Origin of the sequence: Streptomyces sp. ICC4 (genome assembly GCF_003287915.1) — a bacterium.
GTDB lineage: Bacteria > Actinomycetota > Actinomycetes > Streptomycetales > Streptomycetaceae > Streptomyces > Streptomyces tritrimontium.
On record NZ_CP030286.1, the window covers coordinates 3,911,349 to 3,932,009 of the forward strand.

Genomic DNA, 20,661 nt, shown 5'->3' on the forward strand with positions numbered 1-20,661 from the left:
GCGCCCCCGGGCCGACTACGGCAAGTCCGGCCGGTCCCGCCACGGGATGTTGCGCCAGGGCCCCGCCGGGTCGGTGGTCAGGGTGAGGTGGGTGGCCAGGGCCCCCGCGTACCACTCCCCGAACTCCTCCTCGTCGAAGTGCAGGCAGCGGCCCAGCGCGTACCCGGCCGAGAACTCCTCCCACGAGCGGTACGTCTCGCGCGCCGCCTCTCCGGCGCGCAGGACCCCGCGCTCGGCGTCGGCCAGGGTGCCGTAGCGGGTGCCCGTGCCCCAGCGGGCCATCTGGGAGGCCCGGCCGTAGTCCCAGCCCTCGACGGAGCGGACCCAGTCCCCTTCGGCGAGCAGCCCGTCGGCGCGGAAGCGCTGCTCGTAGCGGGCGATCCGGCCGATCAGCCGCTGCACGCCCGCGACCTCGCCCTCCACCTCGGCGGTGGGGCGGGGCTCGGCGACGGTGACCCCCTCGGAGGTGAGCTGCGGCTCGGCGGCCCGCTCGGCGCTGCGGCGCAGGGTGGAGGCGGCCGCGTGCCGCCAGTGCTCCACGTCGACGGCGCCGGCGAAGTCGGAGGCCAGGACGCGGCGCACCCGCAGCGCGAACTCCCAGACGGGACTGACGATCTCGGCGGCGAGCATGCGGCGCAGGACGTCGTGCCAGTCCTCGGGGGTGGTGATGCCCCAGGCCTTGCGCAGGCGTTCGCGCTCGCGGGTGTAGCCGTTGCCGTGGTAGGCCAGTGCGTTCCAGAACTCCCCGTTGGACACCGCGAGATGGGCGCCGACGGCGAGTCCGTGCGCGACGGGCCCGTGCAGCGGGCCGCCGGTGTGCAGGGTGTGCACGGAGCCGGCGGCGAGGCCCCAGGCAGGGGCGACGGCGTCCCAGTGCGCACGCCAGCGGGCCCGGTCGGCGGGGGTGGTGGTGAGGTAGGCCTCGGCGGGGGAGCCGGGGCTCACGGCGAGGTGGGGCGGGTCGGCGGAGGCCCAGGCCCCGGCGAACGAGGCGAGGGTCCGGCGGCCGGAGCCGGGCGGGGGGGCGGGGGCGGGCTGCGCGGAGGAGGGCAGCCCGATGCGTACGGTCGAGATCGCGTCGCTCACCACATCCATCGGGCCAGGATATCTCCGGCATCAGAGGTGAGAGGGACGCGTATTCAGCTGAGCCGGACGGGCATTGAGAGACTCAACCGCTCTTCCTAGGGTTGAGGGCATGAAGAGCGAGAGCGTGCAGGGCATCATGCTGGGCGATGTCGAGGTCATCCGGGTCGTCGAGTGGCAGGGGGCGTTCGCGCCCGCACCCGGTCTGGTTCCGCGGGCCGCCGCGGAGGCGTGGAAGGGCAACGAGGACTGGCTGGCGCCGGACCACTGGGATCCGGAGACGGACCGGGCGGTGATGGCGCTGCAGACCTGGGTGCTGCGCAGCGGCGGGAGGACCGTCCTGGTCGATACCGGGGTGGGCAACGGGCGCGAGCGGCCCGGCTCGCCGCAGTTCCACCACCGGGAGGGAGACTTCCTGGGTGAGCTGGCGCGGTCGGGCGTCCGCCCGGAGGACGTCGACGTCGTCGTCAACACCCATGTCCACGGCGATCACGTCGGCTGGAACACCGTTGCCTCGGACGGGGAGTGGGTGCCGGCGTTCCCCAACGCCCAGTACCTCATCCCGGCCGCGGACGACTTCCATTTCGGCCCGGACAACGGGTACGCGAACGGCCTGCGCGAGGACGACCGGCTGATCTACGAAGACAGCATCGCGCCCGTCCACCGGGCCGGGCAGAGCCTGTTGTGGGACGGCGTGCACCGCATAGACGAACACCTCACCCTGGAATCAGCGCCCGGCCACACGCCCGGCTCCTCCGTGCTGCGCCTCACGTCCGGGGATGACCGGGCGGTCTTCGTCGGCGATCTCCTGCACAGTCCCGTGCAGATCCTCGCGCCTTCCTGCAACAGCTGCTTCTGCCTGGATCCGGCGAGTGCGGCGGCCAGCCGCCGCCGGATCCTCGAACGAGCGGCAGCCGAGAGGGAGCTGGTGGTGCCCGCGCACTTCGCGGGTGCGGGCGCCGTCGAAGTACGGCGGGAGGGCAGCGGGTTCGCCCTCGGACCGTGGGCGGCCTTCGGTACGGAGCAGGCGGAGTAGACGGGGCAGGCGGGGCAGACGGAGTAGGCGGGGGCTTCCGCACGGGTTCAGCGAACGACCCGTTCGCTCCTGAGGTCACCGGGAGCCGGGCCCTGGTGCGTTCCCAGGAGTTCGGTGCCGAGCGGCGTGACGGTGTGCACCACGGATTTGCCCCGCCGGGTGGTGGTGATGAGCTTGGCGTTGCGCAGCACCGTCGCGTGCTCGCTCGCCACCGCGATCGACACGTTCAGGCGCTTCGCCAGCTCGGTGGTGCTGCACCCCTCGGTGACGACCTTCAGCGCGGCGGCCCGGGTGCGTCCCAGCAGTGCGCCCAGCGACTGGTCCACGGCTCGCGTCCCGCCCCACAGGGCCGCGCCCGCCTTCTCGTCGCCGATGGTGGGAATGGCGAGCGTGGGCGCCGAGGCGGCGTCCTGCGGGTCCCACAGCAGGGCCGGGTCCCGCCACAGGAAGACGGTCGGCGCGATGACGAGTCCGCGTCCCCCGAGGTGGACCTCGACGTTCCGGTGGTACCTGACCTCCAGTACGGGTGGCCGCCACCGCACCAGCGGGACGCACAGCCCTTCCAGCAGGCGTTCGACCCCGCCGTCGAGCAGTCTCCGTGCGAAGGTCGTCCGCACGCCCTCCAGATGGGCTCTCGCCCTGCTCCAGTAGGGAGCGACCATCGCCTCGTTGCAGGCGGCGAGTCCCTCGGCGAACTGCCGGCGGGCTTCGAGGTCTCCCCCGACCAGGTTCCGGGCCCACGGCAACTGCGAGGGATGGAAGGCGATGTGCTCGAATTCGGTCCGCAACCGGGCGGTCGACACCCGCATCAGGTTCTCGACCCCCTCCTCGATGGACGGGGTGTCGCCCATGAGCACCGTCAGGTCGACGTCCGGGCCGTCCACGGCCAGCAGGCTCGTGAACGGCCGGGCCTTCGCGCCCAGCCGCCCGCGAACCGCCGTCTGCCAGGGATGGAAGGGCAGGGCGTAGGTGGCACAGTCGCGTAACAGCCGCAGGCTGTACATGGTTTCCGCGGCCGCGCCGATCGTCGCGGCCACCCGGGTCCGGGCCAGGTCCTCGGCAGTGAAGTGAATGTGCAACACCGGGAATCCCCCATCGCCGTCCGCTCTGGCGCCACTTGAGCGCCCACCGCAGTCTGTGCCCTGTGCGAGGCTCCGTCCAGGAGCTTTTTCGTCCAAGGCGCGGTGACCCCGGACGGTTCGGGGCGGGCGGGGCGGAGGCACACTTCCTTGCGCGGCCCGGCTCCTGCATCATGGCCCGGCACCGGAGTTCACCCGCGCGGGCCGTCCCGCACCCCGCTACCGACCGCGATCCGGAGGCCCGTGTGCCGTCCCACGACCAGGCAAGGCGCGACGAGCTGTACCTGGACCCGTACCCGCTCTACGCCCGCGCCCGCCGGACCGAGGGGCTGATCCACGTCCCCGAGTTCGACGCGTGGCTGGTGGCCCGGGACCAGGACGTGCGGGAAGTGCTGCTGCGCGCCGCGGACTTCTCCTCCGCCAACTCCCTGCTGCCCGACATCCCGCTCTCGGAAGCGGCGCTCGGTGTCCTGCCGCAGGGGTTCGCACCGCGTCCCACCGTCGTCTCCACGGACGGCGCCGATCACCGGCGGCACCGGGCCGTCCTGAACCGCGGGCTGTCCACCGCACGCGTGGCCGCCCTGGTGCCGTACGCCCGGGAGTGCGCGCGGGAGCTGGTGGACGGCATCGAGGCGGACGGCTCGGCCGAGTTGGTGGAGGCGTACGCCCGCCGACTGCCCGGGGAGGTGGTCGGCCGGCTGATCGGGCTGGATCCGCAGGACGTGCCCGCCGCGGTGCACGGCGGCCACCGGGCCGAAGAGCTGCTGTTCAGACCGATGCCACCGCAGGCGCAGGCGGCCGCCGCCGCGGACGTCGTGGCGCTCCAGCACTTGCTGGACGGCTACATACGCGACCGGCGTGCCGTTCCCCGGGACGACCTGTGCTCGGCGATGGTGGCCGCGCTGGCCCCCGGCGACGACGAACTCACCCTGGAGCAGCGCCACGAGCTGGTGGCCAGCCTCCAGAACCTCCTGATCGCCGGATTCCTCACCACCAGCGCGATGATCGGCAGCACGCTGCTGCACCTGCTGCGCGACCGGGCGCAGTGGGAGGCGCTGCGCGCCGATCCGGCGCTCGTACCGGCCGCCGTGGAGGAGGCGGCACGCTACGACACGGCCGTGCAGGCCTTCCGCCGCACCGCCACCCGGCCGGTGTCGCTCGCCGGCACGAAGCTCCCCGCCGGTGCCAACGTGTTGGTCGCCTACGGTTCGGCCAACCGGGACGAGGACCGGTACGAGCGGGCCGACCGCTTCGACATCACCCGCCCCGCCGGTCCCCACCACTTGTCCTTCGGCCACGGACCGCACGGCTGCCCCGGCTCACAGTTGGCCCGCGAGCAACTGCGCCTGACGCTCGAACTGTTCGTCCGTCGCCTGCCGGACCTCCGGCTGGATCCCGAGGCCCCCGCGCCGACCATGCGCCCCACCTTGATCCACCGCTCGCCGCAGGCCTTGCACGCCACGTGGTGAGCCCGTCCCGTGCGGGTGGGGCGGGCGCCTCAGCCGAACGGGCGGTCGCCCCGGAGCCGGTGGTGCCACCAGCCGCCCTTCCTGCGGGGGTCGCGGAACGCGAAGGGATCGGGAAGAGTCCTTCTCCACAGTTCGGCATCGAGCCGGGTGAGGAACGCCCTGAACTCCCGGCGCTCCGGGACGGGAAGCAGCAGCGCCACGTGCTCCAGGACGTCCCTGGCCTCGGCCACGTCCTCGAGGCCGTCCGAGGGACACGGACACACGGCATAGCCGATCTCGAGGTACCGGCCCGGCCGGGCCAGGAACCGCCGGTACCAGAACAAGGCCGTCTCCGTGGCACCGGGCCACACGCCTTCGGCGTCCGCGTACCGCTCGGCCCGGTACACGGACGCGGACGCCCTCGGCGACAACCGGTCGATCCGGTAGGGTGCGCGCTCGGTGAAGAGCGCGGGGTGGGGCGCGCGCAACGCGCCCGGCCGCCTACGCGGCATGGCCCTTTCGGGCAGTGATCTTCATGCCCGCATGGTCACACAGAACGGCCGCGGCCGTCGACCCTCGCGCCGGCCACGTACGGCACCACACCCCGAACGGAGCGATCAGCACATGACCCAGTCTGAGAGCGCGGGTGACGACTACGACGTCGTCATCAGCGGGGCCGGCCTCGCCGGCAGCGCCGCGGCGATCCTGCTCGCCCGACGCGGCGTCCGCGTCGCACTGCTGGAGCGCCGCTCGGACCCCGCTGCGTACAAGGTGCTCTGCACCCACTCCCTGACCGCCAACGCCCACCCGGTGCTGGACGAACTCGGCCTCGTACCCGCGCTCGAGGAGGCGGGCGCCCTCCACAACGACGCCCGCTGGTACACCCGTTGGGGATGGATCGAGCCGAAGGCCGCGCCGGCGGGTGCCGGGCTGCCGTACGGGTACAACGTCCGGCGCAGCACCCTCGACCCGTTGATCAGGGCGCACGCGGCGCGGACCCCCGGCGTCGACCTGCTCCTCGGGCATCATGTGACCGGGCTGGTCCGGGAAGCCGGGCGGACTTCTGGGGTGCGCGCCTCGACGCCGCAGGGCGAGCGCGAGATACGGGCCCGCCTGGTGGTCGGCGCCGACGGCAAGGACTCGGCCGTGGCGAAGTTCGCGGAGGTGCCTGCCCGGCAGTACGAGAACGCGCGGTTCGGCTACCTCGCGCACTTCCGCAACCTCCCGCTGCCCGGCGGGATCGGCCAGGCCTGGTTCCTCGAACCCGACATGGCGTACGCGTTCCCCAACGACGACGGGGTGACCGTCCTCGCGGTGCTCCCGGACAAGAGGCGGCTGCCGGCCTTCCGGGAAGACCTCGAACGCAGCTTCCTGGAGTTCGTCCGGGCCCTGCCCGAGGCACCGGCCATCGACACCGCCGAGCGCATCACGAAGATCATCGGCACGGTCGACTACCCGCTGCACAGCCGCAGGCCGACCGCACCGGGCGTCGCGCTCATCGGCGACGCCGCCCTGACCAGCGACCCCCTGTGGGGCGTGGGATGCGGATGGGCGCTGGAGTCCGCGCTATGGCTGGCCGAGGCCGTCGCCTCGGCCGCAGCCGGTCGGGGCGACCTCGACCAGTCGCTCGTGGGGTACGCGCGCAGGCACCGGCGCCGGCTGCGCGGCCACCAGTTCCTGGCCGTCGACTTCGCCAAGGCCCGTCCGTTCAATCCCTTGGAGCGGCTGCTGTTCTCGGCGGCGACGCGTGATGACGCGTTGGCGCGGCACATGCACCTGTTCGCGTCCCGCCTGATCGGTCCGCTGCGCTTCTTGAGCCCCGTCGTGCTGGCCAGGGCCGCGGCCGTCAACGTCAGGCACCGCCGGGCGGCCGCGCCGGACGCGTCGGAGGCGCACCCGTCGCGGGCGGCGTCGTGACCGGATCCCCTCCCGAATTCGGTGCGATGCTGCGGTTGTTGCTGGACCGCAGGGAGATCGGCGCGCAGGAGTTGGTCGACCGCGCCGGGGTGGCCGCGGACGGGGTCCGAGCCGTGCTCGCCGGGGAGACCCCCGGCGAAGACCTGCTGCGGCGCCTCGCGCCCGTGCTGGGTTTGCACGCCGTCGATCTGTTCGTCCTCGCGGGGTTGGAGGTCCCGGAGGACTTGGCGCCCTTGGACGCCGAGGCCGCGCCGTGCGTCTCGTACATCGTGATGGACGGGGTCCACCTCCCGCCGGCGGAGCGGATCGAACTCCTGCGGATCATGCGCTCGTTGCCCGAGGAGGAGCGCCCTCGCCCCTTCGCCCCGCAGCGGTTCGAGACGTTCGCCGACGGTCCGGGCGGTCGGGTGATCCGTATGCTCCGGTACCGCAACCTCAGCTGGGGCGGCCTGGCGCACATCGTGACGATCGTGACGCCCACGTACCTGTCGGCGCCCGCCTACGGCGTGATCGGCGAGGGCCGCAAGGAGCTGACGCCCCGCTTGGTGACCGACTTCGCCGCCCTCCTGGGGATCGGCGCCGGCGAACTGGCCGCGCTGTCCGGAGTGCTCCTGCCCGAGGAACCAGGGCCTGTGGCCCCCGAGGCCGTGGACGCCGCCGCACTGCTGTGGCAGGGCCCGCGGCCTGTCCTCGTCCCAGGCGCGGGACATGGCCGACCTGGCGCGCTCGATGCGCGGAGACTCCCACAACGGCTACCGCATCAACCTGCCCGCACGGTGACGGGCCGCACGGTGACGCTCCGTTCCGGCCACGGATCGACGCATGCCACAGCACTAGGCCGTCCGATGTCGCCGCGCGTCCGGAAGGCATCAGCGCAAGGGGACTCCGGAGTCGTTCAGTTGCATCTGGGGGCGGCCGGTGACCAGGAGCCAGGCCGGGAGCAGCGCCACGCACAGCAGCGGGAGCAGGCCGGGGTCCGGGGCGAGGATCGCGGCGGTGAACAGGCTCACCCAGCCCATCCGGGTGACGCCCAGCAGCACGCCGAGCACCGAGCAGGTCACCGCGACCGCCGGCTGCACCTCTGGCACCAGAGCATGGACGGCCAGGCCGAGCGCGACCCCCGCGAAGACGGACGGGAAGATCCGGCCGCCCCTGAATCCGGACCCGCAGGCCACCAGTACGGCCACCAGCTTCACCACCGCCATCAGGACGAGCGCGCCCGCGGAGTGCCCCTGCGGATCGGCGACCAGCTGGCCCATCTCCTCCAGCCCCTTGAACAGCGTGAGGTGGCCGCCGAGCACCCCCAGCAGGCCCAGCACCACTCCGCCCAAGGTCAGGGCGAGCACCGGATGCGGCAGCAGGTGGAAGACGCGGTGCACGTACGGGAAGAGGTAGACGGCGGCCATGGCCAGGGTCGCGGCGACGGCGGAGACCACCAGGGCGGCGACCAGGTCGGGCCACCGGGGCCCGTCGAGGGCCGGCAGGGGCAGGCGGAAGGTGGGCGCGGAGAGCAGTACGGTCGTCACCCCGCCCGCGCCGGCCGCGATCAGCGGGGCGAAGAGCTGGTCCCACAGGGTGGGCGCGCGCCCGCCCTCGACCGACGGCCCCTGCCGGGGAGCCGACACCATCGACTCCGTGAGGATCAGGACGGCCGCCACCGGAGTGCCGAACAGCGCCCCGACGGTGCCCGCCGCGCCCAGGGCCACCCAGAGCTGCGCCGGGCTGCCGGGTGCGAGGCGCCGGCCGAGCCAGTAGGCGAGCGCGATGTTGGCGGCGGTGATCGGATTCTCCGGACCCAGGCTCACTCCCCCGGCCAGGGCGAGCGCGCTGGCCAGCAGCAGGCCGGGGACCACTCCCGGTGGCAGCGGAGGGTCCACCACCCCCGTGGTCGCGGGATCAGGACCGGCGTGTCCGTGGACCTTCCACACCACGAGGCCGACGGCGATGCCCGTGGCCGTCAGCACGGTCATCATCCACAGCGCGGACCAGCGGCCGACCCCCAACGCGTCGGGAAGGGTCTCCCACAAGACGTCCTTCAACAGGTCGGCAGCCTCGCTCACACCGGTCAGCAGCAGGCTCGAGCCCACCCCGATCAGCAGCGCGGGCAGGACGAAGGGCAGCAGGGCCCTGGCCGGCGAGGCCGGGGACGGAGCCGGGGGCGCCACGGCGGGCGGTGCGGGATCGGTCACCGGAACAACGTAGCGGCGAATGGGATGAAACCGCGCCAAACGGCACCCGTGCTCGCGTCACGGGCCCCTCCAGCGCGGCCGGTCGGCGCCGGGCAGGGGCGGTGCGTTCCCGCCCGGCGCCGTCGTGCTCAGTACAGCTTGTTCACCGCGGTCCGCAGCGTGTTCTTCCAAGCGGCCACGGGCGGATCGCCCCAGTAGCTCGACCACAGGACCAGCGTCACGGTGTCCCCGTCCCGGCCCACGCCCCACAGGTAATTGAAGTCGGGGCGCTCATGGGCGTTGGCGTTGAAGGTGCGCATCCCCTGGAGGGTGGCGCCCTCCTCCACGTCCACGACTCCGTGGTCGAAGCCCGTCGCGGTCACGCCGGGCTCCTGCGGGCGGTTCGGGCAGTCGGCATAGCGCTGTCGGGTCGCGGCCGCGAACGCGATGGCCTCGGCCTCCGTGGCGAAGGCCACCACCTTCTGCTGGGCGAACGCGGTCTCCGCCGTGGTGAAATCACGGTTCCAGACGTTCACCTCGGGCCGCTCCTGCGGCCAGCCCGCCAGGCAGTCGTACGCGGCGCCCCAGCCCCGCGAGACCGGGGCCGCGCGCCACGACTCGGTCTTGGGCAGGTCGGAGATGTACAGCGTCCCCGGCCTCGGCCGCCACTGGTCGGCGGCCCCGGCCGGCACCGACGCCACGCCGACCGCCAGCACCGCGGCCCCCACCACGACGCCGCCCCCTCGCATCCATGTGCGTACCCCCACGGTTTCCCCTTCCCCCTGCGCATCTCGATCACGATGCCCCGTCCCGGCAGGGCCGGGGCTCCGTTCCAGCCTGGGGTGGCTCCGCCGCGTCGGCCGGGCCTCCGGTCACAATGACCTGAAATGCCTCCCTGCTGGCTGACCGGCCCCAGCGGGTTCGGGCCACGGGACCGTGGTCTCGGCCACGGCCTCGTAGTCGACGCCGGGCACGTCCCAGCCGTAGAGCCGGCCGACCTGGTCGCGGAACCAACCGGTGTCCGCGCCGGTCCCGATCGTGTCGGTGTCGGCCTGGTCCCAGGCCGCGCGGACGGCAGCCTGGACTCCCGGAGCCATCTCCCAGTCGTCCAGCCGGATGCGGTCCTGGTCGTCCAGTCCGAGTTCGGCGTCGCCGGCGAGCCGGCTCCACAGGGCCGTCGCCTGGTCGACGGTGGTCTGCCAGCCGTCACCGGCGACGCGGTGGAGGATGCTGGTGTAGAGCGCGATGCTCGGGATGGCGGTGGAGGCCTGGGTGACGGCCGCGCCCGCGACGACGGTGTAGGCGTGGCCCGTGCCCTTGAGCCGGGCGGCGAGGGTGCGGGCGGTGTCCTCCAGGTCCTGCTTGGCGGCGCCGATGGTTCCGGCCCGGTAGATGGGGGCGGTGATGTCGGATCCGACGTACGAGAGGGCCACGGTCCGGAAGCCGTCGGCGAGCAGGCCCCTGGACTGCAGGGTGTCGATCCACATCTCCCAGTCGGCGCCGCCCATGACCCGTACGGTCGCGTCGCGCTCGGCCTCGTCCGCGGCCTCCAGGCGCATCTCGCCGATCCGCGGGGTGCCGTCCTCGAACACGAGGGTCTTGGCCCGGTAGTCGGCGCCGAGCGGCTTGATGGCGGAGTGGTGGACCTCGCCGGTCAGCGGGTCCGTGCGCCGCGGGGCGGCGATGCTGTAGATGAGCAGGTCGATCGCGCCGAAGCGGGTGGCGAGCCGGTCGGCGGCCTCGTCCTTGACGGCGTCGGAGAAGGCGTCGCCGTTGAGGAAGGTGAAGTCGGCGCCGGTCTCGGCGGCGAGTTCGGCGGCCCGGGCGGTGCGGTACCAGCCGGCGCCGGCCGTGCGGCGCTCGGTCTCGGCGGCCTCGAAGGCGATGCCGAGTCCGCGCATCCGGTGGGCGCGCAGGCCGACCAGGGTCGCGGCGAGTCCGTAGCCGGCGCTGGAGCCGATGACGAGGGCGACCGGGCCGGGCCGGTCGCCGACGGGGTCCGGTGCCTGCTGCCACATGCGGTCGACCACTGCTTTGCAGCCGGTCGGATGGCTGTTGACGTAGAGGTAGCCGCGGTTGCCGGGCTTGATCTCGCGGAGGCTCACTTGTGGGGTCCTTCGGGTGCGGGGATCGTGGTCGCCTCGGTGACGGGCGGTTCCACGCGACGGCGGACGACGTCGGCGGTTTCCGGCCGGCCGGTGGCCCCGTCGGGGCTGACGGTGCCGAACTCGCCCTCCGGCGCGGTGACCAGCCGAGGCGGTCTCCGCCCCCGGGTCCCGCACCGGATGGGCCCTGCTCACATCCTGGGTGAGGGCGGCCCGGCCCGGTGATGGTGATCTTCGCCAGAAGTGGCCGCGGATTCTTGTCGGTGTCCCCTGCGGCCGTGCCGTGTCCGGTCCGCGTACGGTCCGCGTCGCATGGTCCGGGTCGTATGGTCGGCCAAAGCCCCCCTGTGGAACCGGCGTTCGACCTCACGGCCCGGGAGCGGGTGCCGCCGCTCCGGCCGGCAGGGAGAGCTGCGGCAGCAGGTCCGCCGGCGTCGGCGGGCGCCGCTCTTCGAGCCAGAAGAGGTAGACCCGCAGGTGCGGGGCGAGGCCGCCGTCGAGGTACGCGGCGTAGTCGCGGGCGGCAGCGGCCGTACCCTGCCCCGACTTCGCGTCATCGGCCTCGAACCGGGCGCGCTGACCCGCCAGGTACTCCCGGATCCTGCCCCGGTCGCGCCACCACTCCCGGACCGCTGCCGGAGTCCAGTGCGCGTCCCCGTCGCAGCCGTAGCCCATCATCGGATCGTCCTCGGCGGCGTCGACCAGCCGCCGGAGCTCAGCCTCCGTCCGCGGCTGGCGGTGGACGTACTCGGTGAAGTGCTCGGCCTCGTAGAGCACGAGTTCCGGTGCGTGGATCCGGCCGGTGCCGCAGTTGTCGGTGTCGGCCCCGTAGAACGGACCGGGGACGTTCAGCCACTTCCGTTCCGTCCACTCGCCGCGGAAGACCACGCGCGCGTCGCCGAGCAGGGGCACGGGATCGAAGTAGGTCTCCACAGCGGCAGGGTAGCCAGCGACCGGCGAGATCCGAGACCCACCCCCTAGGAGCGCGTCTGGTGCCCGGCCGGTGGGCGGGCGGTGACCAGGCCCGATTCGTAGGCCGCGATGACGGCTTGGGCGCGGTCACGGACGGAGAGCTTGTCGAAGATGCTGGTGATGTGGTTCTTGACCGTGGAGGGGCTGATGTCCAGGGCGCGGGCGATCCCGGTGTTGTCGAGGCCGGTGGCCAGCAGGCGCAACACCTCGACCTCGCGGGGGGTGAGTCCGTCCAGGCCCGTGAGTTCCGGCAGTGCGCCGCGGGGGGCCCGTACGTAGGTGGAGATCAGCCCCATGAGCAGGCGCGGCGCGACCACGGCCTCGCCGGCGTGGACGGTGTGGATCGCCGCGCTCAGCTCCTCCGGGGAGCTGTCCTTGGGCAGGAACCCGTACGCCCCGGCGCGCAGGGCGCCCACGACGTACTCGTCCATGTCGAAGGTGCTCAGGGCCAGGACCCGGCAGCCGGGCACGGTGGCGGCGATCTCCCCGGTCGCGGCGACCCCGTCGAGGACGGGCATGCGGATGTCCATCACCACGACGTCGGGGCGCAGTTGACCGGCGAGGGTGACGGCCTGGGCGCCGTTCTCGGCCTCTCCCACCACCTCGAAGGACGGGTCGGGGGCGAGGATCAGCGACAGGCCGCGCCGGACCAGCGGCTGGTCGTCCACGATCAGCACCCTGATCCGTGCCGGTGGCGGCATCGGCGTCGGCTGTGTCGTCGTCGGCTGCGTTGTCGTCGGCCCGGTTGCGGTCATCGGTGTGCTCCCTCGTGCCGGACGGCCGTCACGGCCGTCACGGCCGTCTCCGCAGTCTCCGCCGCCTCGTCCGCGGTCAGCGGGAGGTCTGCCGTCACGGCGAATCCGCCGTCGGCCTGCGGGCCCGCCGTGAGGGTGCCGCCGTGCAGGGCGACGCGCTCGCGCATGCCGATCAGGCCGTAACCGCCCGAGCCCGCCGCCGGCGCCCCCTCCGGGGGCGGTGCGCCCCCTCCGTCGTCCCGTACCTCGACGGCGATCCGTCGCGGGTGGTACGTCAGCCGTACGGTCGCGCGCGCGGGCCCCGCGTGCTTGCGGGCGTTGGTGAGGGCCTCCTGGACGATCCTGAACACCGTGAGGCCGAGGGTCGGCGGCAGCGGACGCGGCGCCCCGCGGACGGTGAACTCGGTCGACAGTCCGGCGCCGCGGGACTCGGCCACCAGGCGGTCGAGGTCGTCGGCACCGGGCTGGGGCAGCGACGGCGCGCCCTCCGGTTCGTCGTCGGCCCGCAGTACGTCCAGGAGTTGGCGCATCTCGCGCAGCGCGAGCCGCCCGGAGGCCTCCAGGGTGACCAGGGCGTCCCGGACCACCTCCGGTTCGGCGAGGTTGGCCCGGGCTCCGCCGGCCATCAGCTGCATGGTGGTGATGTGGTGGGCCACGATGTCGTGCAACTCCCGTGCGATGCGGCGGCGTTCATCGGCGACCGCCCGGTCGGCGAGCAGGCTGCGGTTGGCCGCCACCTCCCGCTGCCAGCGGTTGACCGCCATGGCGGCGCCGACCACGATCAGGGTGGAGAGGGCCGGGCTGACGGTCTCCTGCCACGGCGGCGTCCGGCCGATGCCCTGGCTCAGCACCATCAGCAATGCCGTCGCCACGGAGGCCGCCGCCGTGACCCGGCCGGGGCGGGCCCTGGCCACCGAGTACAGGGCGACCACCAGGACGGCTCCGAAGTGGCTGGGCAGCGGCACGGCCACGGCGGCCGTCAGGTCGAGCGCCAGGACGGCGGCGAAGGCCGCCACCGGGTGGCTGCGCCGGGCGAGCAGGGGCAGGGCCGCCAGCGCGACGAGGAGGAACCCGGCCACGCTCGCGTCGTGTCGGCCGTCCGGGTCGTTGAAGAGCGCGTAGCTGAGCAGGTTCAGCGCGCAGGCCCCGCCGGTCAGGAGGGCGTCGTTGCGGGTCCACGGCGGGTTGTCGCCGTCGCCGTGCCCGTCGCCGTCGCCGTCGCCGTCGGTGTGCCGCGGCTCCCGGACATCGTCGCCGGGCGCGCCGTATCGGCTCCTGAGCATGTCTGATCCCCCCTGTTTCCGGCCTCCCGGCCTCTCACAAAAGGGTCGCACAGCGGTCGTGGCGGCGGCATCGGCGGCAAGGGCGAGGCCATCTGGGAGCAGGGTCCTGGTCGCGGGCCGGGGAGGGACCCGGGGCCCCGGTGTGGATCATCCGCTGCCACGACGCCCGCCTGCCCCTCGCGGTGATGGTCTGGAGACCGGCCGGGAGCCCCCGGCAGAAGTCCGCACTCAAGTCCGTCCGCCGGAGGACAACGTGATCCGCGCCCTGACCGGATGCTCCACCAGACACCCCTGGAAGGTCATAGCCCTCTGGGTGCTGCTGGGCATCGCCCTGGCCGCCCTGACCCCGATGCTGACCGCCCGCGTCACCCAGCACCAGACCGGGGACTTCCTTCCCCGCGGCTACGACTCGGCCGCCGCGCTGCGGATCGCCGAGGAGGAGTTCGGGGCGGACCCCGACGCCACCACTGCGACGCTGCTCGTCGCCCGGTCCGACGGCAAGGCCCTCAGCGACGCCGACCGGCAGCGGATCGCGGCCGAGGCGGCGAAGCTGGCCCAACGCCGCGTGGTCATGCCCGAGGAGGAGGACGTCCCGGCGTTCCTGGTCCCTGACCGCTCCCAGACGCCGCGGATCTCACCGGCGATGACGGCGCCCGACCGGAGTTTCGAACTGCTCTCCGTCCAACTGGCCGGGAACCCCGCGGACAAGGGGGTCCAGGGCGTCTACCGGACCTTCCGGGACGCCGCCCGGGCGCAGTTCTCCGAGGCGGGGATGCGCACCGGTTTCACCGGGGGGCTCGCCGACTCCGTCGACACCGCCGACGCCCACGAGACCGCCACGAAGGTCGGGGGCGCCCTCGTCACGGTGCTCATCGTCCTGCTGAACGTGCTGGTGTTCCGCAGCCTGTTGGCGGCACTGCTTCCGCTGCTCGCGGTCGCCGTGATCGGCGGCGTGGCGGGCGGAGCCGTCGCGGGTGCCGCGCTGCTCACCGGGCGCAAGCTCGACGCGGGCACCCCGGGGCTGATCAATGTGGTCCTGCTCGGCATCGGCATCGACTACCTGCTGTTCCTGCTGTTCCGCTTCCGCGAACAACTGCGCGCCCGGCCCGAGCAGCCCGCCCGCGAGGCGGCCCTGCAGGTCTCCGGCCGGGTGGGTGCCGCCATCACTTCGGCGGCGCTGACCATCGTGGCCGCGTTCGCCACGCTGGGGCTGGCGACCTTCGGGCAGTTCCGCTCGCTGGGCCCCGCGATCGCGGTGGCGGTACTGGTGATGCTGCTCGGCAGCCTCACGCTGATGCCGGCGCTGCTCGCGGCCGCCGGGCGCAAGATGTTCTGGCCCTCCCGGGCCCTGCGCCGCGAGCCGAAGGAAGGCCTTGCCGCCCGCCTCGGCACACTGGTCGCGCGACGGCCGCTGGCGCTGCTGGCCGCCTCCGTCGCCCTGCTGGCCGTACTGGCCTCCGGGTTGACCGGGATGCGCATGGACTACGGCCGGGGCGGCACCGGTGACCCGACCCCCGCGGCGGCCACCGCGGCCGAGATCGCCCGCACGCTGCCGGCGGGGGTGTCCGACCCGACGAGCGTCTTCGTCACCGCCACGGACGGCGGCGCGCTCACCACCGCCCGACTCGACGGGCTCTCCGGCGCGCTCTCCCGGGTCGACGGCGTGGGCCAGGTCGCGGGGACCGTCCTGAACGAGGACCACCGCGCCGCCCGCATCGACCTCTACCCGACCGCCGACCCGCAGAGCCGGGAGGCCCGCGACCTGGCCTCCGGCCCGATCCGGGCCGTGGCCGCCCAGCACGCGCCGGCCGGGACGACGGCGCACGTGGGCGGGACGCCGGCGATACTCGCCGACGTCGAGACCGCCGTCGACCACGACCTCAGGATCGTGTTCCCGGTCGCGGCCGCGCTGATCGCACTGATCCTGCTGCTGCTCCTGCGCAGCGTGGCGGCGCCGGTTGTCCTGCTGCTCTCGGTCGGACTCGGCTTCGCCGCCGCCCTCGGCGCCGCCACCCTGCTGTTCCAGCACGTCCTCGGTGAACCGGGGGTCAACTTCACCCTTCCGCTGGTGCTGTTCCTGTTCGTCGTCGCACTGGGCACCGACTACAACATCCTGATCGCCGACCGGATCCGCGAGGAGATGCGGCGCCCGGGCCCGGCCCGGGCCGCGGTGGCGCGGGCGGTCCGGCACACGGCACCGGCCATCGCGACGGCCGGGCTGGTGCTGGCCGGCTCCTTCGCCACCCTGGCCACGACCCCGGGAAGCGAACAGGTCGCCTTCGCGATGGCGCTCGGCATCATGCTCTCCGCGCTGGTCCTCTCGCTGGTGCTGGTCCCCGCCCTGGCCGTCATCCTCGGCCGCGCCATGTGGTGGCCGGTCCGCCCCGGGCCCACGCCGACCGAGTACCCGCCGCACCGTACGCCCGCACCGTCACCGGAACCGGCCAGGGCCACGGCGCACTGAGAGCGGGGCCGGTCACGGGGTCGAGCCGGCCGCCCCTGTGACCGGGTGCGGGTTCCGGCCCGGGGTCCGTGCGCCACTCGACGGTCTCGGTGCGGTAGACGCGCAGCCCCCGGCGTCGGTAGTTGAGGGGCGCGCTCGGGTGGTCGTCGGAGTTGGTGTGCAGCCACACCCTGCGGACGGCCTCCGCGCGATCAGCCAGTACGCGCGGTGCGGGTGCGCCCGCGCCAACTCAGGGACGGCAGGGACGGCACGGGACGTGCGCCGGACCCTATTGTGCGACATCAGCCTGTTTGTCCTGGCTTCAGCGACCACGGCTTCCGCATGATGGGGCGGATCCGGGGTTCCTCCGACCCCGCCCCCTCCGCCGAGAGGCACCGCCTTGACCCGTGTCCGCCGCCGCTCCCTGGGCGTCCTGCTCGCCTCGCTGACCCTGTGCAGCCTGCAACTCGTCCACTCCGCCCCGCGCGCCGAGGCCGACGGGCCGGCGCGCTGCTCACCCGCCGCCCTACCCGTCCACCCGGGCTCGCCCACCGAGGCCCCGCAGGGGCAGCTCGTCGCCCTCCAGCCGGACACCGGGCCCAAGAGCGGCGGCATCTCCGTCACCCTGAGCGGCACCGGCCTGACTCCCTACACCCGGGTGCTCTTCGGCTCCCTGGGACCCGACGGCTGCTTCACGGGACGGGAGGCCACCGGCGTGGTGGCCCTCAGCGACAGCGCCCTGATCGCCGTCGCCCCCGAATGGCCCGCGGCGGCGACCGTCTCCGTCTTCGCGGCGACCCCCTGCGGGCAGCTCACGGCGCCGCTCCCCTTCACCTACGTGGACTGAGCCACGGGGACTGAGCCACGGGGGGGCGGGGCGGGGCCGGGTGCCGGCCCGGCCGCCCGCCTCGTCACCCCTCCTCGTAAGGGAACCGGGCGAGGGGTGCCTCCCGGGCGAAGAACGCCTTGGCCCGGGCGGCCGCCCGCTCGTCGGCGAGCACCTGGCCGGGCCGGGAGCCGTTGCCGAGCAGTACGCCGCCGAACCGCATGCCCATGTAGGCCGCACTGTGGTGCAGGGTGAGGACCAGCGGCTCGGCGACGACCTCCTCGCTGTGCGCCATGGCCGTCACTCCCCACAAGGTGCGGCCGGCCATCTTCTCCTTGAAGCCCGGGTCCGGGGTGACCAGCCACTTCGACCAGTGGTCGAGGTAGCGCTTGGCGTAGGACGACACGGAATACCAGTACAGCGGTGAGGCGATCACGACGTCGGTGGCGGCGAGCGTCGCCTCCCGCAGCAGCGCCTCGTCGCTCTCCTCCCGCGGCCACGTCCCGCCCGCGTGGCGCACGTCCTGGTAGTCGGGCAGCCGGAGCCGCGAGAGGTCCAGCCAGCGCTGCTCGGTGTCGCCCGGCAGCTGCTCCGCCGCGGCACGGGCCAGGAGCTCGGCGTTGCCCTCGGCTCGGGCGCTGCCGAGGAGGAAGAGGAACGATCGGGCCACGGGCACGCTCCATGTCAGTCCGGGGCGCCATCGGCCGCGCCCCGGGTCGCGGTGGGGTTCCTCGCCTCCAACCGCCGCCGACAGGCCGGTATTCCGGCGGCGGGGGCGCCCCTCCGCGCGGTGCCGCGGAACTCGCGCGTCCGGGCGCGCGGGGGGTTCGCGAGGCCCGCGACCACCCCCGGAATCGGCCGAAACTCGTCTATCTCAGCGGAATCTGACGCGGAGGCGAATCGTTCGATGATCTGTCAGAGGAATCAAAGAGCAGCTCCACCCGAGGAGTACCACCGTGCGCATCCTGTTCACCGGTCCCGCTGCGGCGGGCCACCTGTTCCCGATGGTGCCGACCGCCCAGGCGCTCCAGGCCGCCGGGCACGAGGTGCTGTTCGCCGGTTCGGCCCCGCTCGACCAGTTGCGGCAGACCGGCCTGCCCACCGTCGAGATAGGCGACGGCGCGACCCTGATCGAGGCCTTCCGGCGCGTCTCGGACGGCAGGGACCCGGAGTTCGTCACGGACGACACCAGCCTGGAGGACATCCTGCGGCAGGCAGCGGTCGGTTTCGCCGAACACGGCCGGGTCACCATCGACGACCTGCTCGCGGTCGCCACCGCCTGGCGGCCGGACGTGATCGTCCACGACGCGTTCCAGCCTGCCGCGCCGCTCGTCTCGACGGCACTCGGCATACCCGCCGTGGTGCACAACTTCGGCGTGATGTCCGGCTTCGCCATGGTCGGCATGCTCGCCGATCTCCTGGCGGACGAGTACCGGGTCCGCGAGGTCGAGGGTCCGGCCACCCGCACGGTCCTCGATGTCGTGCCCGCCTCCCTCGGCGGGGACGGCACCGGCTGGCGGGTCCGCTACGTGCCGTACAACGGCGGCGGCACCCTGCCCCGCGATCTCGTGGCCCGTGGCTCCCGGCCCCGGATCATCGTCACCCTCGGGACGGTGGTGCCCGATTTCGCGGGCGTCAGTCCGGTCAGCCGGGTGATCGCCGAAGCCGCCTCCGTCGACGCCGAGTTCCTCCTCGCCGTCGGCGACACCGACCTGAGCCCGCTCGGCACCCTTCCCGCCAACGTCCGCCCCCTGCCCTGGGTGCCGCTGGCCCAGCTGCTGGACACCGCCGACGCGATCGTGCACCACGGCGGCTCCGGCACCATGCTCACCGCGGCCGCCCGGGGCGTCCCCCAGCTGATCCTCCCGCAGGGCGCCGACCACTTCGTGAACGTCGGTGCCGCCACGGGCCTGGGCTTCGCCCTGCGCGCGAGCGGCGACACCGTGGACGCCGCACTGCTCGACCGCCTCATCACCGACGAGGACCTCCGCAAGGCCGCCGCCGCCGCGCAGACCGACATCACCGCGCTCCCCTCCCCCGCCGACCTCGTCGCCTCCTTCGAAGCCCTCAGGTAGGACCCGGCGCCCGTCCCGCGCTCCCGACACGGAAGATGGTCTCGTGACACACCTTCCGACAGATGTACGGGCCGCTCTCCGGTTCTTCGCCTTCTACCTGGGCAACGGCACATTGGACGTCGATCTGCTCGAGGGGATCGACTACCGCGCCCACTTGCTCGAGTTCGGCTCGGACCTCGAAATGATCTTCGCGATCTTCGCGAACGTCCTCGAAGTCGACGATCACGGGCAGACGCTCAACGACGGCGACGCCCAGTACCGCGCCGCCCAGTGGATCCGCCGCAGCCTGGATCCCGGGTACCGGGTGGAGCCTCCGTTCGAAGCGTGGGAGACCGAGCTCCACGGCCCCTGACAGCCCGGTCCGGACGACCGCCGGCTCCGCCGCACAGGTCCCGGCACGCGCGGGGTCACACCCCTCGCGTGACCGGGCCGAGGCCGTCCGGCAGGTGGCGTACGGCCAGCGCCACTGCCTCCTGTGGTGTGGAGAACGTGCCGAGGTCCATCGTCATGAACCCCCGGCCCAGCCCGTACGTGCCGTCGCCGTTCGCGCACAGGCTCGATCCGACGATTTCCAGGCCGGGCCGGGTGATGCTCGAGAAGCGCAGCGCCCAGTGGCTCGTGAACGGGTAGAGGGCGCGCAGCGCCGGCTCGGCGTACGCCGCCTCGATCAGGGCCTGGTACGTCGCCTGCCAGTCGTACTCCAGTTCCGCCGCCTGCCGGCGCATGAACTGCCATTCCGCCTCGACCATGCGCCCGGGATCGCCGTCGGGCACCTCGCACCGTCCGGTCAGGTGTACGAAGGGGGCTGCCCGGCGGATGTCGGTCAGGGATGCCCCGTCGCGCCACGCCTGGGCGGCCCTGACGAGCTCGGCCAGGTCATCCGTCCCGCCGTCGAAGAGGGTCGCGTCCTCGTACCGCTCCTTGCCGCGGATCGACCACCTCCGCTCGCTCCACGAGGCCCGGATCTCCAGCGGTTCGCGGTGCGGAACGGTACTGGCGACGTCCGCGAAGATCAACGGAGTGCAGTCCTCGGGGGTGACGGGGGAAGTGCCGAGCCGCCCCTGTGCCTCGGCTCGCAGCGCCTCGGCGAGGCTGCCGCGGGCCACGACGTCGGGGTAGAGGACAGCGGGGTCAGGGCGAGTGGTCATGGTTCCCGATTGTGCCCGAGCCGCTTATCGCCCTGACCAGCGGTGTCCGCTCGGTCTCCGGGAGCGGGACGACCGTGTACTGGGGGCAAGGGGTGGTGAAGCACTGCTTGGGGTCGGGCACGCAGGCGTGGCCCTCGGGCACGGTGACGGCCGCGCAGGGGCTCGCGGTGGGCGTGGGGTCCCCGTGCGCGGGGCTCGTGGTGAGCAGGAGTGGGGCGAGCACCAGCGGCAGACCGGCGGCGAGCCGGATCAGCCGCTGGATCGTGCGGGCTTCGGTCATGGAACCAGCCAAGCACGAACGCTCGCCCCCGTCGCGACAACGG

The 20,661-nt window shown here is 73.4% G+C and carries 19 protein-coding genes and 1 pseudogene; 7 read left to right on the plus strand and 13 right to left on the minus strand.

All coding sequences use genetic code 11. From position 1 onward, the window contains the following. Nucleotides 1-15: 15 nt before the first annotated feature. Nucleotides 16-1,095: a DUF1266 domain-containing protein gene (locus DRB89_RS18095; RefSeq protein WP_112463340.1), complete on the minus strand. Its 1,080-nt coding sequence runs from the start codon at nt 1,093-1,095 to the stop codon at nt 16-18. A gap of 100 nt (nt 1,096-1,195) precedes the next feature. Between DRB89_RS18095 and DRB89_RS18100 the strand changes: the two genes are divergently transcribed. Next, nucleotides 1,196-2,119 (plus strand): MBL fold metallo-hydrolase, encoded by a 924-nt coding sequence (locus DRB89_RS18100; RefSeq protein ID WP_112448734.1) that lies wholly within the window; start codon nt 1,196-1,198, stop codon nt 2,117-2,119. Nucleotides 2,120-2,166: 47 nt separating this feature from the next. On the opposite strand, the gene DRB89_RS18105 is transcribed toward DRB89_RS18100, so the two are convergent. After that, nucleotides 2,167-3,201 (minus strand): winged helix-turn-helix domain-containing protein, encoded by a 1,035-nt coding sequence (locus DRB89_RS18105; protein WP_112448735.1) that lies wholly within the window; start codon nt 3,199-3,201, stop codon nt 2,167-2,169. Between the two features lie 242 nt (nt 3,202-3,443). On the opposite strand from DRB89_RS18105, the gene DRB89_RS18110 reads away from it, so the two are divergent. After that, on the plus strand, nt 3,444-4,667 hold the full coding sequence (locus DRB89_RS18110; RefSeq protein WP_239516207.1) for a cytochrome P450: 1,224 nt from the start codon (nt 3,444-3,446) through the stop codon (nt 4,665-4,667). A 29-nt stretch (nt 4,668-4,696) separates the two neighbouring features. Here DRB89_RS18110 and DRB89_RS18115 read toward each other — a convergent pair whose 3' ends face one another. Continuing rightward, nucleotides 4,697-5,134: a hypothetical protein gene (locus DRB89_RS18115; RefSeq protein WP_239516208.1), complete on the minus strand. Its 438-nt coding sequence runs from the start codon at nt 5,132-5,134 to the stop codon at nt 4,697-4,699. 136 nt (nt 5,135-5,270) lie between these two features. On the opposite strand from DRB89_RS18115, the gene DRB89_RS18120 reads away from it, so the two are divergent. Further along, a complete protein-coding gene (locus DRB89_RS18120) occupies nt 5,271-6,563 on the plus strand; it encodes an NAD(P)/FAD-dependent oxidoreductase (protein ID WP_112448738.1) in 1,293 nt (430 codons plus the stop codon). An 869-nt stretch (nt 6,564-7,432) separates the two neighbouring features. On the opposite strand, the gene DRB89_RS18125 is transcribed toward DRB89_RS18120, so the two are convergent. From DRB89_RS18125 to DRB89_RS18150, 6 genes are all read right to left on the minus strand, one after another. After that, nucleotides 7,433-8,752, minus strand: a complete 1,320-nt coding sequence (locus tag DRB89_RS18125) for an ion channel protein (RefSeq protein ID WP_204358145.1) — start codon at nt 8,750-8,752, stop codon at nt 7,433-7,435. A gap of 128 nt (nt 8,753-8,880) precedes the next feature. Then, nucleotides 8,881-9,498, minus strand: a complete 618-nt coding sequence (locus DRB89_RS18130; protein WP_162688629.1) for a hypothetical protein — start codon at nt 9,496-9,498, stop codon at nt 8,881-8,883. Between the two features lie 105 nt (nt 9,499-9,603). Further along, nucleotides 9,604-10,836, minus strand: a complete 1,233-nt coding sequence (gene fabV / locus DRB89_RS18135) for an enoyl-[acyl-carrier-protein] reductase FabV (RefSeq protein ID WP_112448740.1) — start codon at nt 10,834-10,836, stop codon at nt 9,604-9,606. 366 nt (nt 10,837-11,202) lie between these two features. After that, a complete protein-coding gene (locus DRB89_RS18140) occupies nt 11,203-11,769 on the minus strand; it encodes a ferredoxin (RefSeq protein WP_112448741.1) in 567 nt (188 codons plus the stop codon). Between the two features lie 44 nt (nt 11,770-11,813). After that, a complete protein-coding gene (locus tag DRB89_RS18145) occupies nt 11,814-12,509 on the minus strand; it encodes a response regulator transcription factor (RefSeq protein ID WP_112448742.1) in 696 nt (231 codons plus the stop codon). Between the two features lie 50 nt (nt 12,510-12,559). After that, nucleotides 12,560-13,846 carry a sensor histidine kinase gene (locus DRB89_RS18150; protein WP_112448743.1) on the minus strand — a complete coding sequence of 429 codons (1,287 nt, stop codon included), beginning with the start codon at nt 13,844-13,846 and terminating at the stop codon, nt 12,560-12,562. A gap of 253 nt (nt 13,847-14,099) precedes the next feature. Here DRB89_RS18150 and DRB89_RS18155 point away from each other — a divergent pair, with 253 nt between their 5' ends. Further along, nucleotides 14,100-16,310: an MMPL family transporter gene (locus tag DRB89_RS18155; protein WP_112463341.1), complete on the plus strand. Its 2,211-nt coding sequence runs from the start codon at nt 14,100-14,102 to the stop codon at nt 16,308-16,310. Nucleotides 16,311-16,386: 76 nt separating this feature from the next. On the opposite strand, the pseudogene DRB89_RS44620 reads toward DRB89_RS18155, so the two are convergent. Beyond that, nucleotides 16,387-16,485 (minus strand): annotated as a pseudogene (locus DRB89_RS44620) (GNAT family N-acetyltransferase); the annotation flags it as partial. A 204-nt stretch (nt 16,486-16,689) separates the two neighbouring features. Between DRB89_RS44620 and DRB89_RS18165 the strand changes: the two are divergent. Next, nucleotides 16,690-17,136, plus strand: a complete 447-nt coding sequence (locus DRB89_RS18165) for an IPT/TIG domain-containing protein (protein WP_112448745.1) — start codon at nt 16,690-16,692, stop codon at nt 17,134-17,136. 64 nt (nt 17,137-17,200) lie between these two features. Here the strand turns inward: DRB89_RS18165 and DRB89_RS18170 are convergent, their stop codons facing one another. After that, on the minus strand, nt 17,201-17,785 hold the full coding sequence (locus DRB89_RS18170) for an NAD(P)H-dependent oxidoreductase (RefSeq protein ID WP_112463342.1): 585 nt from the start codon (nt 17,783-17,785) through the stop codon (nt 17,201-17,203). 286 nt (nt 17,786-18,071) lie between these two features. On the opposite strand from DRB89_RS18170, the gene DRB89_RS18175 reads away from it, so the two are divergent. Next, nucleotides 18,072-19,190 (plus strand): glycosyltransferase, encoded by a 1,119-nt coding sequence (locus DRB89_RS18175; RefSeq protein WP_112448747.1) that lies wholly within the window; start codon nt 18,072-18,074, stop codon nt 19,188-19,190. Nucleotides 19,191-19,233: 43 nt separating this feature from the next. Continuing rightward, entirely contained in the window at nt 19,234-19,542 is a 309-nt protein-coding gene (locus DRB89_RS18180; protein WP_112448748.1) for a hypothetical protein, read from the plus strand. A 55-nt stretch (nt 19,543-19,597) separates the two neighbouring features. Here the strand turns inward: DRB89_RS18180 and DRB89_RS18185 are convergent, their stop codons facing one another. Both DRB89_RS18185 and DRB89_RS18190 read right to left on the minus strand, forming a co-directional pair. Next, nucleotides 19,598-20,338, minus strand: a complete 741-nt coding sequence (locus DRB89_RS18185; RefSeq protein WP_112448749.1) for a DUF6193 family natural product biosynthesis protein — start codon at nt 20,336-20,338, stop codon at nt 19,598-19,600. Then, on the minus strand, nt 20,322-20,618 hold the full coding sequence (locus DRB89_RS18190; RefSeq protein WP_112448750.1) for a hypothetical protein: 297 nt from the start codon (nt 20,616-20,618) through the stop codon (nt 20,322-20,324). The genes DRB89_RS18185 and DRB89_RS18190 overlap by 17 nt, the downstream gene beginning before the upstream one ends. Between the last annotated feature and the right edge of the window lie 43 nt (nt 20,619-20,661).